This window comes from Burkholderia sp. AU44665 (assembly GCF_030504405.1).
Classification (GTDB): Bacteria; Pseudomonadota; Gammaproteobacteria; order Burkholderiales; family Burkholderiaceae; genus Burkholderia; species Burkholderia semiarida.
The window spans coordinates 63540-80625 of record NZ_JAUJRI010000006.1 but is presented as its reverse complement, the minus strand read 5'-3'; the positions used below and the strand labels follow the sequence as shown (position 1 = coordinate 80625).

The 17086-nt window shown below is 66.4% G+C and carries 12 protein-coding genes and 1 tRNA gene; 2 read left to right on the top strand and 11 right to left on the bottom strand.

Annotated features, from left to right (window positions below; translation table 11 throughout):
• Positions 1 to 4: 4 nt before the first annotated feature.
• The 11 genes from QZM15_RS15035 to QZM15_RS14985 form a co-directional block, all read right to left on the bottom strand.
• On the bottom strand, positions 5 to 388 hold the full coding sequence (locus QZM15_RS15035; RefSeq protein WP_124861099.1) for a CpaD family pilus assembly lipoprotein: 384 nt from the start codon (positions 386 to 388) through the stop codon (positions 5 to 7).
• 14 nt (positions 389 to 402) lie between these two features.
• Entirely contained in the window at positions 403 to 1785 is a 1383-nt protein-coding gene (locus tag QZM15_RS15030) for a type II and III secretion system protein family protein (protein WP_302106650.1), read from the bottom strand.
• A 63-nt stretch (positions 1786 to 1848) separates the two neighbouring features.
• Positions 1849 to 2877, bottom strand: a complete 1029-nt coding sequence (gene cpaB / locus QZM15_RS15025) for a Flp pilus assembly protein CpaB (RefSeq protein WP_226093749.1) — start codon at positions 2875 to 2877, stop codon at positions 1849 to 1851.
• A gap of 17 nt (positions 2878 to 2894) precedes the next feature.
• Entirely contained in the window at positions 2895 to 3377 is a 483-nt protein-coding gene (locus tag QZM15_RS15020) for a prepilin peptidase (RefSeq protein WP_226093748.1), read from the bottom strand.
• 89 nt (positions 3378 to 3466) lie between these two features.
• Positions 3467 to 3649, bottom strand: coding sequence for a Flp family type IVb pilin (locus QZM15_RS15015; protein WP_050013708.1), 183 nt, complete (start codon positions 3647 to 3649; stop codon positions 3467 to 3469).
• Positions 3650 to 4266: 617 nt separating this feature from the next.
• Positions 4267 to 6846 (bottom strand): EAL domain-containing protein, encoded by a 2580-nt coding sequence (locus tag QZM15_RS15010; protein WP_226093747.1) that lies wholly within the window; start codon positions 6844 to 6846, stop codon positions 4267 to 4269.
• A gap of 56 nt (positions 6847 to 6902) precedes the next feature.
• Positions 6903 to 10592, bottom strand: a complete 3690-nt coding sequence (locus tag QZM15_RS15005; protein WP_302106649.1) for a response regulator — start codon at positions 10590 to 10592, stop codon at positions 6903 to 6905.
• 43 nt (positions 10593 to 10635) lie between these two features.
• Positions 10636 to 11859 carry an ABC transporter substrate-binding protein gene (locus QZM15_RS15000; protein WP_275934225.1) on the bottom strand — a complete coding sequence of 408 codons (1224 nt, stop codon included), beginning with the start codon at positions 11857 to 11859 and terminating at the stop codon, positions 10636 to 10638.
• An 801-nt stretch (positions 11860 to 12660) separates the two neighbouring features.
• Positions 12661 to 13023 (bottom strand): aegerolysin family protein, encoded by a 363-nt coding sequence (locus QZM15_RS14995; protein WP_059574313.1) that lies wholly within the window; start codon positions 13021 to 13023, stop codon positions 12661 to 12663.
• Positions 13024 to 13652: 629 nt separating this feature from the next.
• A tRNA-Arg gene (locus tag QZM15_RS14990) sits at positions 13653 to 13729 on the bottom strand.
• A gap of 191 nt (positions 13730 to 13920) precedes the next feature.
• On the bottom strand, positions 13921 to 14751 hold the full coding sequence (locus tag QZM15_RS14985; RefSeq protein ID WP_059644280.1) for an undecaprenyl-diphosphate phosphatase: 831 nt from the start codon (positions 14749 to 14751) through the stop codon (positions 13921 to 13923).
• A gap of 478 nt (positions 14752 to 15229) precedes the next feature.
• Here QZM15_RS14985 and QZM15_RS14980 point away from each other — a divergent pair, with 478 nt between their 5' ends.
• Both QZM15_RS14980 and QZM15_RS14975 read left to right on the top strand, forming a co-directional pair.
• Positions 15230 to 16141: an aldose epimerase gene (locus tag QZM15_RS14980; RefSeq protein WP_302106648.1), complete on the top strand. Its 912-nt coding sequence runs from the start codon at positions 15230 to 15232 to the stop codon at positions 16139 to 16141.
• Between the two features lie 133 nt (positions 16142 to 16274).
• The gene (locus QZM15_RS14975) at positions 16275 to 16976 is read left to right on the top strand and encodes a peptidoglycan DD-metalloendopeptidase family protein (protein WP_060011529.1); all 702 of its coding nucleotides are present in this window, start codon (positions 16275 to 16277) and stop codon (positions 16974 to 16976) included.
• Positions 16977 to 17086: the final 110 nt, after the last annotated feature.

The window sequence follows — 17086 nt, the reverse complement described above, 5'->3', positions numbered from 1 at the left end:
GGGGTCAATGACCGGACGAGCCGGTCGTCGTCAGCGTCTTGCCCGGCGGGGGCTGCTTCACGCGGTCCTCGACGTAGCGGCGCACCGCGTCGGCCGCCACTTGCGCATCGGCGCCGCCGTACGGCACGGGCGCGACGAGGTCTTCCGGCCGCGCGAGCATCGTCGCGAGATTCGTGTAGGTCGCGCAGCCGAACGGCACGCCGGGCCGCCCGAACCCTGCATCGACGAGATGCGACGGCTGCATCAGCTTCGCGCAGTCGGGCGGCACCGCGCGCACGCCGTCGAAGCCGATCGCGCGCGCATCGGGCAGGTTGATCGGCGGCGGCGCCGACAGGCACGCCGCGAGCGCCAGCGGCAACGGTGCGGTGAACAGGGTTCGAACTCGCATGCGCGCTCCTTGGCTCAGTACACGAAGCCCGCGGCGCCGACGAGACGCGGCGTGTCGCCCGACAACAGGTCCAGCCCGAGATTGCGCTGGATCGCGAACTCGAGGTCGCTGCTCGGCCGCGCGACGGTATCGAGCGCCTGCTCGAGCTGGCCCGGCCCGGTCGGCTGCACGATGTACGGCGTCACGATCACGACGACCTCGGTCTTGTGGTCCTGGAAGTTCTTCGATGAAAACAGCCGGCCGATGATCGGCAGCCGGCCGAGCCCCGGGACCTGCGACACGGTATCCGCGGTCTGGCTCTGCAGCAGGCCGCCGATCGCGAAGCTCTGCCCGCTCGACAGCTCGACCGTCGTCTCCACGCGCCGCACGGAGAGCCCCGGCACCGTGATGCTGCCAGTCGTCACGCTGTTGCTCGTATCGACCTCGCTCACTTCCGGGCGCACCTTCAGGCTGATCCGGTTGTCGGCGAGCACGGTCGGCGTGAAGTCCAGCGACACGCCGAACGGCTTGTACTCGACCGTGATCGCGCCGGTCGTGTTGCCGGCCTGCGCGACCGGAATCGGAATCTCGCCGCCCGCGAGGAAGCTCGCGGTCTGCCCGGACATCGCGGTAAGGTTCGGCTCCGCGAGCATCGTGATCAGCCCTTCCTGGTCGAGCGCATCGAGCACGACGTCGATCGACCAGCGCCCCGTATGGAAGCCGCCGAGCACCGAATATGCGCCGCTCGGCGACAGGTTGAACAGCTTGTTCGTCGGATCGAACAGCGTGCGTCCGTTGAACAGCCCGCCGACGAAGTTGCCTGCCGCGCCGAGCGAACTCCAGTTGATGCCGAGCTGCTGCGTGATGTTGCGGCTCACTTCCGTCACGCGCACGCGCAGGTTCACCTGGATCGGGCGCGACAGCGTGAGCCGGTTGACGATCTTTTCCTTGTCGCTCACATAAGGCGCGAGCGACTGCGTCACGGCGTCCGCGTCGGCCGCGCTCGGCACCTTGCCCGACACCATCAGCGAGCCGGGCGCGCCGGACACCGACAGCTTCAATTGCGGGAAGCGGCTGTCGAGCACCGTCTGCAGCGATGCGGTATCGACCTGCACGATCACGGTCCGGCGAAGGATCGGCCGATGATTCGCGCCGAGCGCGATCAGCGAGGTCGTACCGGCCTTCTTGCCGAACACGAACACGGTGCGCGGCGACGGCACCTGGATGTCCGCGATGCTCGGGTCCGCGACGAACATCGCGGTCGCGGGCTCCGGCAACGACAGCATCTCGCCCTTGCCGGTCGCGATCGACAGCGCCGCGCCGGCGTCCGCCGCCTGCGCGCGCTGCGCGAGCGCGGCCTCCGGCGCGACGACGCAGGCCACGCACCAGAAAGCGATCCAACGAACCGTGCGCACCATTCGTGTTCCCGTCAAATGCCGGCCGCCGGGCGGCCGGTTCCGAATCGACACCTCGTCATCGCGTCACTGCGCGACCGCCGCCCGCGGCACCTGCGCCGTCGCGTCGGCGGCGGCATTGCCCGCGGCGGGCGCAGCCGGCGCAACCGGCGTGCCCGGCCAGCCGGATGGCAGCGGCGGAAGGCCCGGCGTACCCACACCACCGCCTCCGCCACGCGAGCCGTCATCCACCGATGAACCGCGATAGATCACCACCGTATTGCCCTGCGGTGCCGGCCGCGCGCCCGTGTCGGCTTTCGCGGACGGCGAGCGCGCCGCGTCGCGGAACGCGCGCGATACGTCGCCGGCCCACACCGGCGGCGTATCGGGCTCCTGTTCGGCGCCGCCCGCCGCATCGCGGCGGTCGCTCGTCGCGAAGCTGCGCAGCGCGAGCGACAGCGAACCGAGGCGCGTCGCGACCAGCACGACCTGGGCCGTGCGCGGCGCGACCTCGAGCGTGACCGTGCGCGCGCGCACCGGTGCATCGGGCGCGCTCGCGGGCGCCTTCGCGCGCTGGAATTCCGAGCCGACGGCGAGCACGCGAGCACGGCGCACGACCGTCTCCGCTTCGAACGTGCCGGGTGTCGTCGCGGAACCCCCGATCTGCTGCGTGAGCACGACGTCGACGAAGTCGCCCGGCTGGATCAGCCCTGCGTTGCCCGACACGTCGTCGACCGGCACCGAGATCGCGCGCATGCCCGGTTGCAGCGCGGCCGCGAGAAAGTCCGGCGCGCCAGCCGGAATCACGTTGTCCGCGCGGATCGGCGTACCGGCGTCGACGCGGTTGCGCAGCAGCGCACCCTTGAGCTCCGCGCCCGGCTGGGACTCGACGAATGCGCCGGCCGGCACCTGCGCGCTCGGGATGCGCTTCCACGCGAGATCGTTGTCGCGCAGCAGCAGCCCTTCGGGCAGGTCGGCCGCCGCGACGCGCACGTTGACGTCGCTCGCCGCGCCGGGCGCCGCCGGCGTCGACGCGGCGACATAGAGCTGGCGCAGGACGAACGCACCGACGGCGGCAGCGATGATCAGCACGGCCATTCTCAGAGGTTTGGGCATGGCGGCGTGCGTCCCCGCTAGGTGAGCGAAACCGCGTGAGGAAACGGCGCCCAGACGGCCAGTGCGCCGCCGAGCGAAAGCGCGACGCCGTACGGCACACCGCGCGTGTCGATCGTGCGCGCCGGTGCGATGCGCCAGCGCTGCCATGCGACGGCCGCGAGCACGGCGAGGCCGCACGCCGCGCCGCTCGCGCCGACGATCGTCAGCACCGGCAGCGCGAGGCCCGGCCCGGCCCACAGGAAGACGGCCGCCGCCAGCTTCACGTCGCCGCCGCCGATCCAGCCGGCGTGACGCAGTCCGGCGAACAGCAGCAGCATCGCCGCCGCGGTCCCCACGTGAGCGGCGAGCTGCGCGAGCCCGTCGCGCGCGAGCGCGGCCGCGACGAAATACAGCATCGCGAACGCGAGCACCGCGCGGTTCGACAGGCGCCGCGTGCGCACGTCCTGCAGCACGAGCGACATCAGCACCAGCGTCGCCGCCGACTGTACGAGATGGAGCATCGGAGAGCCGTCCGTCGGTGCGCCCCGGCTGGATACGTCGTACCGCTGCGGATCCGTGTATTCGTCGGCGGCGCGCGGGTTCAGGGAAGTCAGATCAGCGCGGTGACCTTGTTGATCAGCGACGTGAACACGGCCGGCAGGCCACCGGTGTTGCTGCTCAGGATCACCCCGACCGCCGCCAGCGCGACGACCACGATGCCGGCGAGAACCGCGTATTCGAGCGAGCTGACGCCGCGTTCATCACGCAGCAGGGATTTGACGTAGTGCAGCATGACAACCTCCGTGTGACGGGGTCGTTGATCGACCGTTGAATGTAAAGACGCGGTGTTGCTTCGGTGGCGCGCACTGCGTTCGCCCATTCACGACTCATGCGGCAGCCCGGGCAACGGGCCGTTCGCATCCCCCGGAATCCATTCGATCGCTGCAACGCGCGGTTGCTGGTGTCGGCCATTGCCCGCGCCCGCTTGTTGCGTGCCCGCATCGGCACGATGCGGATCAGGCTAATTCGTCTAGGGTATAGACAATTTTTTTGGCGTTTTCAAATAATTTGGCGTCGAAATGTATTTATGAAAATGCCCGTGCACAAGTAAATCCGGAATCCGACGCCCGGGGTAATTACTGCGCCCCGGATGATGTCATCGCGAGCCCGATTAAGAATCCTTACTGCTTCGGATGGGCGATTTCCGGAACCGGGAACAATTTACGCATTTGTTCAATTTTTGACCGCCGCGCAATCCTCCTTATTACCTGGGTATCGATCCTTGGCGATCGATCCGGGCACCACGTGCTGCTCGATCAGCGTCGCACGGCGTGATCCACGATTGCACTGTCCAGGTCCATTCACGTGCCGTCACAACTGCGGACAATAACGCGCGGCGGCGGCTTCCGGTCAAGGGCGATTGCGCGGTTCCGTCACGTCGAGAGACCGCGGCGGAGTCCGGCGAATGCCGAGGCGCGCCACCCCGAGATCCCCGCCGCTCAGCGACGTGTGCTCGAACCGCTGAAACGACTCGGCAATGTGCTTGCGCAGCAGCGCGACGTCCCATGGCTTGATCAGCAGCTTCTGAACGGACCCGTTGCCGGACGCGTCGGCGATCGACGCGCCGTCGCCGTAGCTGGACAGCAGGATGCGCACGATGTCCGGGTACAGCGCCTTGACCCGCTGCAGCAGGTCGAGCCCGGACACGCTCGACATCCGGAAGTCCGACACGATCACGCCGACGCGATGCTGGGCCAGCAGGTCGAGCGCTTCGTCGGGATCGGTGGTGTCGAGAATCTCGTAGCCGTCGCGGCCGAGCGCCTGCCGGAGCATCTGCAGCACCGCGCGGTCGTCGTCCACCAGCAGCAGCGTGCGGTGCAGCAGTTCGCGCTGCCGGCAGTGCTCGGGCAGCTCCGAGCCGGCGGACAGCATGTCGGCGATCTCGTCGCCGGTGACCGGATGGCTGAAGTAGTAGCCCTGCATCGCATGGCAGCGATGCCGGTTCAGGAACGACAGCTGGGCTTCCGTCTCCACGCCCTCGGCCACCGTCTCCATGTGCAGCGACTCGGCCATCGCGATGATCGAGCGCGTCAACGACGCGCCTTCCGCGCTGGTGGTGACGTCGCTGAGGAACGAACGATCGATCTTGACGACGTCGATCGGCAAGTCCTTCAGGTAGGACAGGCTCGAATAGCCGGTGCCGAAATCGTCCAGCGACAGCACGACGCCGAGCGCCTTCAGTTCGCGCAGCGTATGTGCGATCGCATTGGAGTCCTCCATCAACACGCTTTCGGTCAGCTCCAGTTCGAGCGAGTCCGGCTCGAGACCGGTTTCCGCGAGCGCAGTTCGCACCAGGTGGGCCACGTCCTGCTGCCGGAACTGGCGCGCGGACAGGTTGACGGCAATCCGGATCGGCGGATGCCCTTCCCGGCGCCACGCGACGGCCTGGGCGCACGCGGTGCGCAACACCCATTCTCCGATCGGCAGAATCAGCCCGGTTTCTTCGGCGATCGGGATGAAGCGGTCGGGCGGAATCACGCCGATTCCCGGGCGTCGCCAGCGAATCAGCGCTTCGACGCCGCTGATCTGGCCGGTCTTGAGATCGACCTTCGGCTGGTAGTACAGCTCGAGCTCGCCGTTCGAGACGGCCTGGTGCAGCGCGTTTTCGAGGATGGCGTGCTCCTCGACGCGCGCGCCCAGTTCGCGCGTATAGAAGCTATAGCAGTTGCGTCCGTGTTCCTTCGCGCAATACAGCGCGGCATCGGCCGTCTTCAGCAGCGTCTCCGCGTCGGTGCCGTCGGTCGGGTAAAGGCTGACGCCGACGCTCGTCGTCACGTGCAGGTCGTGGCCGTCGAGCACGAACGGCGCGACGAAGGTGTCCAGGATCTTGCGGGCGATCGCGTCCGCGTCCGACGCCGTCGACAGGTTGACCAGCATCACGACGAACTCGTCGCCGCCAAGCCGCGCGACCGTGTCGCCGTCGCGCACCGAACTCTTGAGCCGCGCGGCGACGACCCGCAGCAGCCCGTCGCCCGCCGAGTGGCCGAAGCTGTCGTTGATGTGCTTGAAGCGGTCCAGGTCGAGCACCATCACCGCGATCAGTTGCCCGGTGCGCCGCGCCTGCGACATCGCCTGCTCCATCCGGTCGCCGAGCAGGTTGCGGTTCGGCAGGCCGGTCAGCGCGTCGTGATTGGCGAGGTATTCGATGCGGCCCTGCTGCATCTTGCGCTCGGTGATGTCCTGGACGATGCCGCGCAGGATGATCGCGTGATTCGGATCGCGGCCGGACTCCGCCTGATGCAGCACGTAGCGCTCGGTGCCGTCCGCGTGGATCAGCCGATGCTCGATCGAGAACGCGACGCCTTCGGTGCGCAGGCTCGCGTAGGACTGCACGAGCAGCGGCTGCTCGTCGGGCGGAACGGCCTGCACGAGCCGTTCGAACGTCGGCGGCGTATGGGCGGCGTCGAGGCCGAGAATCCGGTACAGCTCCGGCGACCAGTAGCCGTCCGTCCGCCCGGCCTGGTATTCCCAGTTGCCGAGGTGCGCGAGCGCCTGCGCATGCGTGAGGCTGACTTCGGTCGTCGCCAGCTTTTCGACCGCCGCGGCCGCGCGCAACAGATAACGGACCCGATAGCCGAGCAGTTTCCACCGCATCGGCTTGGACACGAAGTCGGTCGCGCCGGCGTCGAACGCGCTGGCGATCGACGCGTCGTCGTCGTTGCCCGTGAGCATGACGATCGGCACGCGGCGGCCCTCGGGCAACGCGCGCAGCGCCCGGCAACAGTCGAATCCGTCGCCGCCGGGCATTTCGACGTCGAGCAGCACGACGACCGGACGATGGCGCAGGAACGCATCGATACCCGCCTGCGGACCCGTCGCTTCCTCGACGCGAAAGCCTTCCGGTTCGAGCGTTTCCACGACCAGCAGGCGCGTCATCGCATCGTCGTCGATGATCAGAATCGTCGGTACATCAGCATGCTCGTCGTTCACGACCGTCCTCCTGTTGTACTGCCGCGCGATCGTCATGGCGATCGGCCGGCGTCCCTTCAACCGTCCACGCGCTCCGCGATCAACGCCGCATGCGCGTGCCCGAACTCCGCTTCCGTGCCGGCGACCAGTTCCACCGCCGCGTCCACGTCGGCGGCGCGCGCGAGCCGCTCGATCTCGCGGCAACGCGCCGACAGCAAGTGCGCGCCGACGTTCGCGCTGCTCGATTTCAGCGTATGAGCGGCCAGCTTCAGCGCATCGGCGTCGCCCGCTTCGACCGCCGCCTGCATGTCGCGGATCAGCCGCGGCGCATCCGCCGTGAATTGATCGATGATCCGCGTCAGGACATCCGGGCGGCCCGGCCGCTGCAGCGCGCGCAACGCATCGAGCGCCTTATGGTCGATCACGCTTGCTTCGTCATCCGGATCGATGGCGGCGCCCCCCGTCGCTTCCGGCTTCGCTTCGACGCCGCCGCCCGTCGTTGCCGCATCGGTTCCGGTAGCCGGCGCGCACGCCGCGCCGCCGACATGGCGCGCGAGCATCTGCAGCAACGCATCGCGGCGAAACGGCTTGCCGAGATAGTCGTCCATGCCGGCGGCCAGACAGCGCTCGCGGTCGCCGCTGAGCGCATTGGCCGTCAACGCGATGACCGGCATGCGCGGCGCGCCGGCTTCGGCTTCGCGACGGCGCAACTGCCGCGTCGCCTCGAAGCCGTCGAGCCGCGGCATCTGGCAGTCCATCAGCACGACGTCGAATACGTCGTCGGCCAGGCGATTCAGCGCCTGCTCGCCGTCGTCGGCCACCGCCACCTGATAGGCGGTGTCCTCCAGCATCGCGAGCGCGATCTGCTGATTCACGACGTTGTCCTCCACCAGCAGCACGCGCGCCGAAATCGCATCGAGCGGCCGGCCCGGGCCGGCGCCGGCGTCGTCAGATAGCGGTTCCGGCGAATTCAGCCGCGGCGGCATCACGTGCATCGCCGACGCGATGGCCGTATGGAGAGCGGCGCCACGAAGCGGCTTCGTCAGCCGGGCGGCGATGTCGAGTTCGTGCGCGACCAGGACGCTGTCCATCATCTCGAACGCGGTCAGCGTGATGATCCTGAGCGCACGCAACGACGGATCGCGGCGGATGTGCTGCACGAGCGAGATGCCATCCATGCCCGGCATCCGCACGTCGACGATCGCCAGATCGAACGGCGCGCCGTCGGCGACCGCCGCGCGCAACTGCGACAGTGCGTCGTCGCCGCCGATCGCCGTGGCGACGCACAGCTGCCATTCGATCGCGTGTTCGAGCAGCACGCTGCGATCGGTCTCGCTGTCGTCCACGATCAGCACCTTCAGGCCCGCGAGCGACGGTCGTGCATCGGCTGCTACGCCGACCTCGCCGGATGCCGGCTCGAACCGGGTCGTCACGGTAAATACCGAACCCTTGCCGGGCGTCGATTCGAGCGTGAGCTCGCCGCCCATCATCTCGGCCAGCTGGCGGGAAATCACCAGACCGAGCCCGGTTCCGCCGTATTTGCGCGCGATCGAGTTGTCGGCCTGCTGGAACGGCCGGAACAACTGCGCGGCCACCTCGGGCGCGATGCCGATGCCGCTGTCGGCGATCGTGAACACGATGCGGCCGTCGTCCGAATACGATGCGCCGAGCGCGACGTGCCCGTGCTCGGTGAACTTGATCGCGTTGCCCAGCAGGTTCGTGAGCACCTGGCGCAACCGCACCGGGTCGCCGCGCATCCACTCCGGAACGGTGTCGCCGCGCCGGAACTCGAGCGCAAGCGCCTTGCGCTGCGCGTTGGGCTCCAGCAGCGCGACGACATCGTCGAGCAATTGATGCAGATTGAAATCGATGCGCTCCAGCGTCAGCTTGCCCGCCTCGATCTTCGAGAAATCCAGAATGTCGTCGATGAGGACGAGCAGCGTCTGGCCCGATCGATACACGGTGTCGACGAACTTGCGCTGCTTCGACGTCAGCCGCGTGCGCTGCAGCAGTTCGGTCATGCCGAGCACGCCGTTCATCGGCGTGCGGATCTCGTGACTCATCCGCGCGAGAAACTCCGATTTCGCCGAATTCGCGGCTTCGGCCGTGGCGATCGCCGCCTGCAACGCGACGTCGCGGCGCTCGATTTCGTCGAGCATCATGTTGAAGCCGGCAATCAGCACGGCGACTTCGTCGCTGCCTTTGTGCGTCATGCGCAACGACAAGTCGCTGCCGCTGCGAATGCGGGCCATCGTGCGCGTCAGGTTCGACAGCGGCCGCGAGATCGACGTGCCGAGCCGATGGCTGATCACCAGCCCGCCGATCGCGAGCAGGAACGATACCCCCACGATCATCAGAATCGCGGTCGCCACGGCCCGGTAGACGTCCGATACGATGCCGCGCTGCTGAAGATCGACACGCACGGCTTCCTGCTCCGTGTAGGCCGCGAGGCGATTGGCCGTCGTGTCGACGTCCGCGACGATGCGCTGCATGGCCACGTCGTTGGACAGCATGTCGGACTTCACGGCGAGGATGCGGCGCGCGGATCCACCGAGCGCCGTGGTCAGCCCGACGACATCCTGCGCGCGCTTCGCGTTGCCCGGGCCGTCCGCGGCGAGCGCATCGCGCAGCGCGCCGGCGGATGCGGTCAGCGCGCCGATACTCTTGCGCAGTTCGTCGTCGGCGCGCTTCAGACGGTCGGCGCTGTCGCTTTGCGCGATCATGCGCAGGTCGAACGCCAATGCGTTGATGCCGCCGCTCACGACCGCCGACAGCGATGCAACCCGCGCGGCTCGCCGCCGGAATTCGATCGCGTCGTCGAGGCGCCGTCGCGCCTTGACGATCTGCAACGCGAACGGGTCCGCGATCTCCGCGAGCTTCGCGTCCAGCGCATCGAGCGACTGCAGCACCCTGTCCTCCTTCGCGCGGTAGCGGGGCGCGACGGAGGATTCGGCGAACAGGGCGCCGCGCAGCGCGACGAAGCCGTCCTGACCGTCGAGGATGTCGGCCGCCACGCGCCCCAGCGCGCTCGTCACCCCCTGTGCGGTGGCGGCATCGAGGTTCGGCGCCGCGATCGTGAGCGCATTGCGTGCGCCGTCGAGCGACGCCTGCATGCGCTCGCGCAGCGGCGCGAGCCGGTACCGGTTCGGCGCGACGTCGACGCGGCCGGCGATCGTCATGATGTCCTTGACGTTCGTGCGAACCTGATCCAGTGCATGAATCGTCCGGTTGTAGGCGGTGTTGGCCGCGAGCGCGCCGCTCACCGCCGCATCGGCATCGTCGTCCAGCCGCTCGATTTCCTTGCCGATCTCGGTCAGCAGCGTGGCGCCCCGTGCCTGCAGGCCTTCGATCAGCCGGCGCTCGGCGACGAGCTGCGCATCGTCGCGCAGGCGCTTGTCGATCCCTTCGTTCATCGAACGGAACATCGTCCGCAGGTCGGTGGACGGTTCGGCGATGCCGTGCCCGTCGATCGCGCGCACGGCGGCCGTGATGCCGGCAATCCGCTGCAATTGCGTTTCGATCTCCGACGACGACTGCTGTCGCTCCGACGCATCCTGCGCGTGCTGGAGCCGGCCGAACTCCACCGCAAGTTCCGCATAGGCGCGCTGGAGTTCGTTGCTGCGCATCTGCAGCGGCAGCGATTCCGTCGTCAGCGTGCGCACGCCGGACGCGATGCCGTGCACCGCGATCAGGCTGGTCACCGAAATCGCCACCGCCCCCAGCAGCATCAGGCTGGTGCTGGTGACGAGTTTCGCCTTGATGTCCATGCAGCCCTCCAGGATCGGGATGGCTCGGCGGCCATCCGTCCGCTCATTGCGCCGGCACGACGAGCGGCGTGACGCGGCCGTGCGCGATTTCGGTGAGGAACACGTCGTTCAGCGCCTGGTGATCGTCGGTGCTCAGATTGGCCACCAGACCGCCGAGATCGAGATGCCGGATCGACTCGAGCGCCTGCTTCAGCGTCGCCCGGGTGGGTGCCGGCCCCGCGCGTTCCAGCCCGATCAGCGCGACCTTCGCGTCGAGACAACCCTCGATGTGCACCACGCCGATGTGCTCGTCCGGAAAGCGCCGCGCGATCAGCCGTGCACAGTCCCGGATCACGGGGCGCTCGCTCTGCGGCAGCGGCACGACCTGCGAGATCACCGTGCCGTTCGCTTCGTCGCCGATCAGGCGCAACAGGTCGTCGGTGCCGACGAACGACACCGCCGCGAGACGGGCCGCGAAGCCTTCGCGGTGCGCCGCGCGAATGAATGCGGCGACCGGCGTATACGGGCCGACCATGACGACGACGTCGGGCCGCGCGTCGAGTACGGCAGCGAGCCCCGTGTCGACCGCCGTCGTGCCGCGGCGAAACGTGCCGGTGGCGACGACGTCGAGGCCATGGCGACGCAGGGCCAGTTGCGTGCCGGCCAGCACCGCGAGCCCGAAGCCGTCGTCCTGGTAGAACACCGCGAAGCGCTTTGCGCGGTCGTGCACGATCAAATGATCGACCAGCGCGCGCGTTTCGTCGTCATAGCTCGCCCGGATGTTGAAAACCTCCGGAATCACCGGCCTGCGCAGCGCCATCGCGCCGCTGAACGTACCGACGAGCGGGATGCCGGCATCCCGGATCATCGGCAGCACCGCGGTGGTTGTCGGCGTGCCGACATAGCCGAACAGCGCGAGGACGTTGCCCCGCTCGATCATTTCCAGCGTGTTGTCCACCGTCCGGTCGGGTTCGTAGCGGTCGTCGGCGACGACGAGGTCGATTTTCCGCCCGTGCACGCCGCCGTGAGCGTTCGCGTCGTCGAATACGGCTTGCGCACCGATCAACAGCCCGCGCCCGAGGCCGGCGGAATTGCCCGACTGCGCGTTGACCATGCCCAGGCGGATCGTGTCGTCGGTCACGCCGGGTTCCGCTGCAAAGCCCGCGCCCTGGCCGCTCAGTGCGGTGCAGCACGCGAACAGCACCAGCACGCGCCGGCCGCCGGGACACGCGAGCGCGTGCAGTACGTTCCAGAACCAGATGCCGGAACACATCCGTGCGACTGACACACCCTCGTCCATGTTGGGCCCCCGTTCGGCACCGGTTGTTCTGATTCGATGGTGCGCCCCGCCGCATGCCGCACCGCTGCCGTGGTACGAGTCAATTAGTCATATATATAGGTGGCATCCCCTGCGACTGCAAGCCGGAGGAGCGGATCGACGCCGTTTGTCGAGAATCGTTTCGCTGGGGCGACGGAATGCGGGTGGACGCGATCGGGCGGGATCGCCTTCCAGCATTTCGATACAGTCGTCAGTGCGGTGATTTGTTGCGGAAATCGATGCGCCAGGGCACGGCGCGGCGATCATCTCGCGCGTTGCGAGCATCGTGAACGTCGTGGCCTTGTCGTGTCCGGACCGCCCGAGCGGCAAGCGGATTTCGGGGGCGCCCGGTTCGATGTCGATGTCCTCGACAACTAGTGCGCTGTGCCGTATCCGTGACGATGGATGAATACGCGCCAGCGTTTCGGGTTGACTGCCGCGATTCGGTCCAGTTGGAATAAGCAAAGGAATGCAAAACAAATGGACGAGGCTGATGCTGTTCGTCCGTGCGGTGTCTATCGACCGATGGGATGATTTCCGGCACGACGGTAGCAATGGAGTTCATCTACCTTGGATATGACATCGGTTTCCGATGCAATCTCCCGCTCTCAAGCCGTGATCCTTCAACTCCTGCGTCAAGTTTCAGAGGCCGCGCGCTCCGCTTAATACTGATCATCGGCTTCCCCCGCACTCCGTCAGCCTACTCCTGGGATACAGACTCCTGGCCGTCATTCGCGCCCATCGGAATGGGCGCGAGCCGATCACACCAAGTCAGGCCTGCTTGATGTAGAAAGTGACCGTCGCATTGTCTCCTGAGCCTCCGTCGTAACCGACTTTGTAACCGGCAGCGCTCACGGTTATCGAGTATCCGTTTCCGCCGTAATACGGGTTGTCCCAGTAGATCCGCAAGTTTTCGATACCGCCACCGTCGGCAAATTGATATTGAAGCTTCCCCTCGGTTCCGGTCATGAAGCCGTCGGAATCGCTCTCCCATTCCCCCGTTTGTCCATTCGGGATCTTCTCCGGCGGGTACGTGACCCATTCGCCATGCAGCAGATTGATCGATGCCGAGTCCAGAAACAACGTGCTGCCCGAGTTGTTTTGCAGCTTCACAACAGTGCTTCGTGCGGACATTTCGTTCTCCACAATAAAGTGTGATTACGCATCGCAGCCGTTTTTGAATGCATACCCCGCAATGCATTTCAAACATAGAACGCGAACATCGGCACCGAAAGCTGATACTTATGACAGTCGAATTTTATGGAATAGTTTAAGAAATTATTCAAACAATTGTGACATCAAAAATCACAACGTAAAAACCACAAAAATAGAATCGAGCAGCATTTGATTCGCAAAATTAACCGCATTGCTTCCTTAAAAATCGCACGAAACACCACGGTTTCATGACAACGACACCGCGCCGCGTTGAGAGCATGGCACTTCAGGTATCAAACGGTTCGCTGCGGGAGACCAACCGTGAATGGGCACTGGCAAGCGCTTGTGGCTGGCCCAGCTCCACTTTCGTGACAATCCCGCCCTGTGGATACGAAATCTGCGGCCCTGTCTTGGTGGTGTCGTGCGACCGGCTCGACATTGCGGCGTACGGCGCCATCAAAATAAGCATTTGTCAGTGAAAACTTCCGGTCTCACATGGATTTGTTGTGTTCCGGACTGACTGCAAACATCTACACGCTGCCTACAAGAGGATACCGACAGACGACGATGGGAAATTTGAAAGCCATCAGCCAACGCGCTGATTTCATTGGCCCGCCCTACACGATTCGAACGTGTGACCTACGGCTTAGAAGGCCGTTGCTCTATCCAACTGAGCTAAGGGCGGTCGGGGAGAAAAGACACGGCCGGACACGGACCGGCATTCGGCATCGGGCTCTGAGTAACGAAGCAGCAGCAACCCCGCCCACTGCCCCACGACAACTCAAACCCCCGAAACAAAACGGGCCCGGCACGAAGCCGAGCCCGAAATTATACCCGATCATCGCACCAGATCACGCGATACCGGCGCCCGCCGCGTCAAACCGGCTGCGGATGCAGCATGAACCAGCCGAGGCAGACCACCCCGGCGATCACGCAATACACGCCGAACGACGCGAGCCGGCCGCGCCCTTCGAAATAGCGCATCAGGAACCGCACGCTGAGGTACGCGGCGATCGCCGTCAGCACGCCGCCGAGCAGCGCATCGGCGAGCTGGTCGCGCGCATGGAACAGCTTCGGCAGTTCGAGCACGCCCGCGGCAAAGATGATCGGCGTGCCGAGCAGGAACGAGAATTCCGCCGCCTTCTCCGCCGTCAGCCCGGCCGCGTTGCCGGCGATCATCGTCAGCCCGCTGCGCGAGAAGCCCGGAATCAGCGCGCCGATCTGCGCGAGCCCGACGAAGAACGCCTGCTTGAACGTCATCTTCTCGGGCGGCTGGTGCGCGCGGCTACGCTGGATGCGATCGCCGAGCCACAGCAACACGCCGTTGACGATCAGCGCGATCGCAACGATCCGCAGGTCGTGAAACACGCGTTCGATGCGCTTCTCGAGCAGCAGCCCGACGATGCCGGTCGGGATCGTGCCGATGATCAGCGCCCACATCAGGTGCCCGTCGTCGTTCTTGCGACCGCCGAGCTGCGCGAAGAAACCGCCGATCAGCGCGATCCACCGCGCGCGGAAGTACCACAGCAGCGCCAACGCGGTACCGAGGTGGAGCGCGACGAGGAATGGCAACAGCTGCGGCGCATGCTTGTCGATGTGCATGCCGAACAGCGCCGGCACGAGCAGCGTATGGCCGAGGCTGCTGACGGGGAAGAGTTCGGTGACGCCCTGCAGGACGCTCAGGAATACCAGAAACCAGAGGCTCACGCGTCGGTCCTTTCAGTGAAGATTAAGCGGGAAGGAAGGCGGACGACGCGATGCGCGTCCTGAAAAACGCGCCCCGATTATGCCGAGCCAGGATTACCGCGCCAAGGCATTTGGCAGGATATTGCGGCAATGCACACAAACGCTTGCAATTTGTAAGCACTCAGAAAGCAAAAAGCCCGCCATTTGCATGGCGGGCCTGTCGGTTTCGGCAGAAATTGCCGTCAGCGGCCGAGCTGATAGAAAAATAATACGGTGCTGCCGGTAAACATGCCGAACAGTGCGATTCCCATTGCCATTGCCAGATCCATGGCCCCTCCACGAAGTGTCATGACCCGGCAACATCACCGGTTTAGAGGCATTATCCCGACGGTTGACAGCGTTAAAAACTCGCAATTTCCCGAGAAGGGTTTTCCCGGACCGCCCGCGGCCCGATAATGGAATGCACGTTGCTCCCCTCACCCGCCCAACCCGATTCGCCATGCCGATCTTCCAGCAACACGACATTCACGAACTTCATGCCGGCCCGTCGCTCGTCCGGGTCGCCCCGCAATTCGGCGGCCGCCTGCTGTCCTGGCACGTCGATGGCGAGCCGGTGATCTTCTGGCCGGAAACCGCCGACTGGAGCAATCTCGCCCGCGTGCGCGGCGGCAATCCGCTGCTGTTCCCGTTCCTCGGCCGCCACCGCGTCGACGGTGAAATCGGCCGCTGGCGCGATGCCGCCGGCGTGGTCCGCGACCTGCCGATGCACGGTTTCGCGCGCGATCTGCCGTTCGATGCACACCCGTCGGCCGACGGCGCCGCGCTGTCGATGACGCTCGACGCGAACGACGCGCTGCGCGCGAGCTACCCGTTCGATTTCCGCTTCGAAACCACCTACCGGCTGGCCGACGCACATACGCTCGACGTCGCGCTGACGACGACCAATCGCGGCGACACGCCGCTGCCTTACTACGCCGGCCACCATTTCTACTTTGCGCTGCCACACGGCGAGCGGGCCGATACCCTCCTCGAATTGCCGCCCACCCACCGTTGCCACCAGCGTGCCGACGGCTCGGTCAGCCCGCTCGAACCGGGCGACGCCCGTTACCGTCTCGACGATGCGGACATCCTCGACCGCTTCCACTGCCTCGACGGCGAACCATCCACGCCGGTGCGCATCGTGATGCCGGGCCGCCGCCGCACGGTCGAGATCGCGCTGGACCTGCCGGGCTCGATCCCGTGGTACGCAGTCACGACGTGGACCGAAAAGCCGGATTCGGACTTCTATTGCGTCGAGCCGTGGCTCGGACTGCCCGACGCGATCCACAACGGCCGCGGGCTGCGCTTGCTCGCGCCGGGCGCGACGGAAACGGCGACGCTGCGGATCCGCGTGATCCCGTTCGCCGGCTGATTCGACACGCATCGGACCGGGGCCGCTACGGCCGCGCCCGCAGCCGAAACTGCGGCGTGCGGGTCGAACCCGTTAAAATCGGACGTTTTGTGTTGCCTGCCGCGTCACGCGCGGCAGGGTTTTGCGAGGTTCAATGTTCGGAACAACAACGAAGCGGCTCTTCGCAGCCGCCTGCGCCGCCCTGCTCGTCGCGTGCGGCTCCGCACCCGTCGGCCCCGGGTTCTATCGCGTCGAGCGTGGCGACACGCTGTACAAGATCGCGCGCGCGAACCGCACGTCGGTCCAGAGCATCGTGCGCTGGAACCAGATGACGAACCCCGATGCGATCGAAGTCGGGCAGGTGCTGCGCGTCGCGCCGCCGCCCGGCTCGGCCACCGCATCGACGCCGTCGACCACCGGCACCGGCAGCGCGGGCCGCGCGCGGCCGGCTCCGTCCGCGCCGGTCGAATCGGCGGTGAAGCCGGCCACGAGCATTGCGCTGATCTGGCCGGCAGCCGGCAACGTGGTGCGTACGTTCGATGGCTCGAAATCGAAGGGCATCGACATCGCGAACTCGCCGGGCACGCCGGTGGTGGCGGCCGCGCCGGGCGTCGTGGTCTACGCCGGTAACGGGCTGCGCGGCTACGGCAACCTGATCATCCTGAAGCACAACGCCGACTACCTGACGGCCTACGCGCACAACCGCGCGCTGCTGGTGAAGGAAGGCCAGTCGGTCACGCAAGGGCAATCGATCGCGGAGATGGGCAACAGCGACAGCGATCGCGTCGCGCTGCATTTCGAACTGCGCTATGGCGGCCGCTCGATCGATCCGTCACGCTACCTGCCGCCGCGTTGAGCGCACGACAGACGACACACGATGCCGGTGCGCATCGCGTGTCGTCACGGCGAAAACGGAAAAAATCGAGTCAGCGCTTGCGCAGACGTCCGGTGAAACGGCCGGACAAC